This is a genomic window from Petrachloros mirabilis (genome assembly GCF_975968855.1).
This window is the reverse complement of record NZ_CDLUDY010000281.1, coordinates 1-5,872: the sequence shown is the minus strand read 5'-3', so window position 1 is coordinate 5,872 and position 5,872 is coordinate 1. Positions and strand designations below refer to the sequence as shown.

The 5,872-nt window shown below is 54.8% G+C and carries 7 protein-coding genes; 6 read left to right on the top strand and 1 reads right to left on the bottom strand.

Annotated features, from left to right (window positions below; genetic code table 11):
- The first annotated feature begins 133 nt into the window (after positions 1 to 133).
- The 5 genes from nuoF to folE all read left to right on the top strand — a co-directional run bounded on the left by nuoF (position 134) and on the right by folE (position 3,365).
- Positions 134 to 1,435, top strand: a complete 1,302-nt coding sequence (gene nuoF / locus ACWVCN_RS12100; RefSeq protein WP_455246031.1) for an NADH-quinone oxidoreductase subunit NuoF — start codon at positions 134 to 136, stop codon at positions 1,433 to 1,435.
- Between the two features lie 56 nt (positions 1,436 to 1,491).
- Positions 1,492 to 1,794: a 2Fe-2S iron-sulfur cluster-binding protein gene (locus ACWVCN_RS12095; protein WP_455246029.1), complete on the top strand. Its 303-nt coding sequence runs from the start codon at positions 1,492 to 1,494 to the stop codon at positions 1,792 to 1,794.
- Positions 1,795 to 1,858: 64 nt separating this feature from the next.
- A complete protein-coding gene (gene erpA, locus ACWVCN_RS12090) occupies positions 1,859 to 2,179 on the top strand; it encodes an iron-sulfur cluster insertion protein ErpA (RefSeq protein ID WP_455246027.1) in 321 nt (106 codons plus the stop codon).
- Between the two features lie 114 nt (positions 2,180 to 2,293).
- Positions 2,294 to 2,701, top strand: coding sequence for a 6-carboxytetrahydropterin synthase (locus tag ACWVCN_RS12085; protein WP_455246026.1), 408 nt, complete (start codon positions 2,294 to 2,296; stop codon positions 2,699 to 2,701).
- Between the two features lie 19 nt (positions 2,702 to 2,720).
- Positions 2,721 to 3,365, top strand: a complete 645-nt coding sequence (folE, locus tag ACWVCN_RS12080) for a GTP cyclohydrolase I FolE (RefSeq protein WP_455246025.1) — start codon at positions 2,721 to 2,723, stop codon at positions 3,363 to 3,365.
- 141 nt (positions 3,366 to 3,506) lie between these two features.
- Here the strand turns inward: folE and ACWVCN_RS12075 are convergent, their stop codons facing one another.
- Positions 3,507 to 4,313: an alpha/beta fold hydrolase gene (locus ACWVCN_RS12075; RefSeq protein WP_455246024.1), complete on the bottom strand. Its 807-nt coding sequence runs from the start codon at positions 4,311 to 4,313 to the stop codon at positions 3,507 to 3,509.
- A gap of 122 nt (positions 4,314 to 4,435) precedes the next feature.
- Here ACWVCN_RS12075 and ACWVCN_RS12070 point away from each other — a divergent pair, with 122 nt between their 5' ends.
- A complete protein-coding gene (locus tag ACWVCN_RS12070; protein ID WP_455246023.1) occupies positions 4,436 to 5,728 on the top strand; it encodes a replication-associated recombination protein A in 1,293 nt (430 codons plus the stop codon).
- Positions 5,729 to 5,872: the final 144 nt, after the last annotated feature.

Genomic DNA, 5,872 nt, shown 5'->3' with positions numbered 1-5,872 from the left:
GATTGATCTAGGGCTGTGGTCCTAACTTGTTGAGATTCAGGCCTATTCCTGACTCCTTTCCTTGACGGAATGGCGGGGGGAACCGTATAGTAGCTTTTCGCCTTTCTCGTTTAGTGGAGTGGGATATTTCACGATGACAGTCCTGACAGAATCACGCCTTGTCCCGAAGGTCGAAGGACCTCCCTGGGATATCGATGCCTACATTAAGGCAGGAGGATATGAAGCGTGGAAAAAATGCGTCAAGGATCTGTCGCCTGAACAAGTGGTTCAGGAGCTAAAGGCATCCGGCCTTCGCGGTCGGGGGGGAGCAGGGTTTCCAACAGGGGTGAAGTGGGACAAGGTGCTCAATCACCGAGTCAAGGAACGGTATTTCGTCTGCAATGCCGGTGAGCACGAGCCTGGCACCTTCAAGGATCGGCATCTCCTCAAGACGATCCCCCACCAGTTGATCGAAGGTTGTTTGATCGCATCGCGGACGGCGAATGCGAAGGCCTCCTTCATTTACGTCAATCACGAATACCATGAAGAACGGGAAAATCTGAAGAAAGCACTGGCCCAAGCGAAGGAGCGCGGTCTTCTTGGGAAGAACATTCTCGGCAGCGGTATTGATATTGATCTGCAAGTATTCGAGGGCCACGGCAGTTACGTGGCCGGAGAAGAAACGGCGATGTTGGAGTCGATGCAGGGGCGTCCCGCGATGCCACGGCAAAAGCCCCCATTTTATCCGACGGACTACGGCTTGTACGGCAAACCCACGCTCGTCAACAATGTCGAGACATTGTGTAACATCCCGCGGATTCTCCATAAAGGAGCCGCGTGGTTTACACAAGTTGGCACGGAGAAGTGCCCGGGAACAATGATGTTTTCGCTCAGCGGTGCCGTGAATCGCCCTGGTGTCTACGAAATGCCTATGGGCATCACGGTGCGTGAATTGATCGAGCAATGTGGAGGTGGTGTTCCAGGCGGGCGGAAAATCAAGGCAGTGTTTCCAGGTGGCCCGGCGTTTTCCATGATTACGGCAGGTCAACTCGATCTCCAGATGGATTTTGATTCATTGAAAAAAGCTGGGACGGGGTTGGGTTCCGCGGGTGTCATCGTCGTCGACGATGAAACCTGCATGGTCAGGCAAACGCTCAAATTTTCCAATTTCTTCAAAGGCGAAAGTTGCGGGCAATGTCCCCCTTGCCGAATGGGCACGATAAATCTGGCGACGCTTATGGCCAAGATTGAAGCAGGGGAAGGGAGTCAAAAGGACCTCGACAGTCTTCTCCAGCTCTGCGGATTTGTGAAGGGAACAGGATATTGCACGCTAGTCACCGGCGCGTCGGTACTGGTCCAGAGCAGCGTCAAGCTTTTCCGGCACGAGTTCGACGAGCACATTAATCTGCATCGGTGTCCGTATCCGGCAACCAAGGCCGACGCGGCCGCGCACTAAAAGGGGATATGATGCCGCGCGTGACGTTTCTCCATTCCCGGGGCAGGAGCGGGACGGTGCCGAGAAATACGACCTTGCTCGATGCGGCAAAGGAATTGGGGTTCCCGCTAAAGCACGATTGCGGCGGCAACGCTTCCTGTACGACCTGCCGAGTCGAAGTGCAAATCGGAGGGGAGAACCTCTCGGAGATCGAGTTCGAGGAGCAGGATTTGTTGGATCGAGAAGCGCTCAGCGAGCCCTGGCATCGGCTTGGATGTCAGGCTAAGGTGCTGGGCGATGTGACGGTAAGGGTTCCGGAAAGGAAGTGGGAGGCGCCCACCACTAGAAAATCTGAGGCGCAAGGTGTTGATATTGCGTAAAGAGGTGTTACACTAATAAGTCTAGTCGGTCCAGAAGGCCGGTCTGACGAGAAGGAGGATGACAATGGTCACAATCACTGCAGTCGCCGAGCAGAAGATTCAGGAATTGATGAAAGAAGAGAAGGATATCGTCGGGCTTCGGATCTACGTCCGAGGTGGCGGCTGCCATGGGTATCAGTACGGAATGGCCTTTGAGTCCAAGACGGCCGAAGACGATACCGTGATTGAAAAGGGTAACGTCAAGGTGATCATGGATTCCCAGAGTGCACCGCTGCTCCAGGGGGCAGAAGTCGATTATGTCGACAGTGTGCAGGGGTCCGGATTTTCTATCAAGAATCCCCAAGCCAAGACGACCTGTGGCTGCGGCAGCTCCTTCAGCGCATAAACAGCGTGACAGGTTTGCCGGATAGGCACAGGCGATAGAAGTTGAAAGGCGGAAGCCAGGGCTGCTCGATGAAAGGGCGATCCTGGCTTCTTTTTTTTCTAAGGGCAAACACGCATGGCACGGATCAGCATCACCAGGCGTTATCGATTTTGCGCCGCACACCGGTTGCACACGGACCATCTGACCGCTGAGGAGAATTGGGCGGCTTTTGGGAAGTGCAACAATCCCAATGGCCACGGCCACAACTATGTTGTGCTGGTGACGGTGAAAGGCGAAAGGGGACCGGCGGACATCGAACGACTTGATCGTATCGTGAACGAGGTCATCGTCAAGCGGTTCGACCACCACGACCTCAATCAAGATCCTGCCTTTGCCGACAGTACCACGACCGGTGAGAACCTCGTCAAATTGATCTGGGACCTCCTGCACGACAAGGTTCCCCATGGTGCTCTCGAAAAAGTCGGCGTGATCGAGACCAGAGACAATTATTTCGAATATGCACAGCCTGTCTCGACAGGCTAGGAGGGAGTAGCAAGAGACCATGGCACGACGGCGACGCGAGACCTCGTTGGAGCATGCCGAAGATCTTCCACCGATCAAACCTTCTGCCGACATCGAAGTGGTGAAGGGGTTGGTCACCCAATTGCTGAAGTCGTTGGGTGAATCCCCCAAGCGGAATGGTTTGCTCAAGACGCCGGAGCGAGTTGCCAAGGCCCTGGCCTTCATGACCCAGGGATACCATCGCGATATCGATCATCTCCTGAATGGAGCCTTGTTCCCCATCAACTACGATGAAATGGTCATCGTCAAAGACATCGATTTTTTCAGTATGTGCGAACATCATATGTTGCCGTTCTTTGGGAAGTGCCATGTGGGATACCTCCCTAATAAGAAGGTTGTCGGGCTCAGCAAGATTCCGCGCGTTGTGGATGCGTTTGCACGGCGGTTACAGGTGCAGGAGCGCTTGACGACCCAAATTGCGGAGACTCTCAAGCGCAAACTCAACGCGCACGGCGTGGCCGTGGTCATGGAGGCCCGTCATCTCTGCATGATGATGCGTGGTGTCGAGAAACAAAATACCATCGCGGTCACCAGCTCGATGCTGGGAGTCTTCCGCAGTCAGGAACAAACGCGCGTGGAGTTTTTGAAGCTTATCGGTCGAAGCGGAGTAGGCGGACTCGGCTAACAGACCGTTCAAACGGGCAATCCTTCCCCAAGCTCGGCTCAACAGGACATACCTCCCTCTCGTTTATTCTCACGTCTGTGTTCACGACCAATTGATTGAAGGAGAATCTGGTGAGATCTTAGATATGAGTGGCTGGAGTGGTTATCTTTTCACTGCCTCTGCTAACTCTGTGGCAAATTCAGCCAGAATCTGGTTGAAAGCGTCCGGCTGTTCGATGTTTGCCAGGTGAGCGGCATTGGGAATGAGTGCTAATCGAGCTCCGGGAATCTGCTCGGCCATCAGTTTGGCTTCGGATGGCGGAGTCGCTTGATCCAGCTCACCGACGATAATTTGGGTAGGGCAGGTGATCTGTTTTAGGAACGGAACAGAATTAGGCCGTTCGGCCATGGCCATAAGGTCTCCCGCGATGCCGCTGATTTCGTTATCTTCAATCATGCGGCGAACCCGTTGAACGATTTCTGGTTTCTCTTGCAAGGTTGCCCGGCTGAGCAATTTTGAGAGCATGAGGTTGGCGATTGCCGAAGGTCCTTCCCGATATGCGGTTTGGGCCATCTGAAACCGTCCTTGTATCCCCTCCAACGTGTCGGCCTGTGCCCTTGTGTCGGCCAGCACAAGGCCGGTCACCCGTTCCGGATATTTTCGATATAGCGCAAACAGGATATAGCCCCCCATCGAGAGTCCGACGAAGACGGCCCGGGGGATCGAGATCTGGTCCAGCAAGGCACAGACGTCGTCCGCCGCCTGCTCCAGCGTGTAGTGCCAAAGAGGTGCCTCCGATTCTCCATGGCCGCGGAGATCGATCAATATGGTTCTGAACCGGCTTGAAAGCGCCTGTTTCTGTTGGGCCCACATCGTTCGATTGAGGGGGAAGGCATGGAGGAAGACGAGAGGAATCCCCGATCCGTTGTCGTCGTAAGCTAAAGTGATGCCGTTGATGTGAGTCTTCACGCGTGCTCCATGACGCCGCTCTTTCGTAGCATCGGGTGGCGTCAGCGTCAAGCATGGCTTTCAGCTCGTTTGCTCTGTGTGAGAAGAGGCGTATAGAATCGTCGCTATTGCCGAGGATTTGTATGGCGCACCATCAGGAACCAACCCCCGATCTTTTTGCTGATCCCTCTCGTGAATCTACGGTTGAGGCGCCGCTTGCCGAACGGCTGAGGCCACAGACGTTCGAAGATTTCATCGGGCAGGAATCCATCGTGGGGAAGGAGTGCCCGCTCCGCAAGGCAATCGAGACAGATCGACTCACGTCCGTGATCCTCTGGGGCCCCCCGGGCTGCGGCAAGACGACGCTCGCGCATCTGATTTCCCGCTACACAAAAGGACATTTCGTATCTTTCTCGGCCGTGACGAGTGGAATTCCGGAACTGCGGGAGATTCTGAAGGGGGCGCAGCATCGGCTCGTCACCACAGGGCAGAAGACGATTCTATTCGTCGATGAAATCCATCGGTTCAACAAGGCACAGCAGGATGCTTTCCTGCCGCATGTGGAGCGGGGAACGATTATCCTGATTGGAGCGACAACAGAAAACCCTTCTTTCGAAGTCGTCGCGCCGCTCCTCTCCCGTTCGCTGGTAGCGGTTCTCAAACAACTCGATGACGAGGCTTTGGGGCGGATACTCGATCGTGCCGTCAGCGACGGTGATCGTGGGTTAGTTGCAAAAAAGATCGTACTCGATGAGGACGCGCGACGGAGGCTGATTGGATTTGCTAACGGTGATGCCCGCTCTCTGTTAACCGCGTTGGAGTTTGTGGCCGATGAGGCGAAGTTTGGCCCTGATGGAATCAGACGACTTGCTGGTGCCACCGTCGAAGCTTCATTACTCAAGAAGTCGCTGCGATATGACAAGGGCGGCGAGGAGCATTACAACCTCATCTCCGCCTATATCAAGAGCCTGCGCGATTCAGATCCGGACGGAGCTCTCTATTGGTTGGCCCGAATGTTGGAAGCCGGTGAAGATCCGAAGTTTATTGCGCGGCGCATGGTGATCTTCGCGTCGGAAGATGTAGGGAATGCCGATCCGATGGGGCTTGTCGTCGCAACAGCAGTTGCACAAGCGGTTCAATTCGTCGGATTGCCGGAGGCTCAAATCAATTTGGCCCAGGGGACGACCTACTTGGCAACGAGACCAAAGGACAATGCATCGTACGCCGGTCTTCTTGAAGCGTTGAACGACGCAAGAACTCACGGAAACCTCGGCGTGCCTCTCCATCTACGGAATGCCGTGACGTCGATGATGCGAGATTTAGGGTACGGGAAGGGCTATCGCTACGTGCATGATGATCCGGCGGCGCAACAGGCTCAGACGCACCTGCCGGAGCAGCTGAAAGGGCGTAACTACTACAAGCCAAAGAGAAAATAAGCCGAAACTTGCCTGTGGACAAAGATTTCTAATCGGTTATACTTAGGCGCATGAGGCGGGGAGATTCAAGAGCAAAAACAGCCTCTTCCACAACGAGCGAGCGCCGGAGGATGGTGCGCGCCACGTTAATTGGGTCTGCTTTGG

Bases quoted from the DNA above. Each gene is read 5' to 3' on its own strand.
- nuoF (WP_455246031.1), top strand. From the start codon at position 134: ATGACAGTCCTGACAGAATCACGCCTTGTCCCGAAGGTCGAAGGACCT.
- erpA (WP_455246027.1), top strand. From the start codon at position 1,859: ATGGTCACAATCACTGCAGTCGCCGAGCAGAAGATTCAGGAATTGATG.
- ACWVCN_RS12085 (WP_455246026.1), top strand. From the start codon at position 2,294: ATGGCACGGATCAGCATCACCAGGCGTTATCGATTTTGCGCCGCACAC.
- folE (WP_455246025.1), top strand. From the start codon at position 2,721: ATGGCACGACGGCGACGCGAGACCTCGTTGGAGCATGCCGAAGATCTT.
- ACWVCN_RS12070 (WP_455246023.1), top strand. From the start codon at position 4,436: ATGGCGCACCATCAGGAACCAACCCCCGATCTTTTTGCTGATCCCTCT.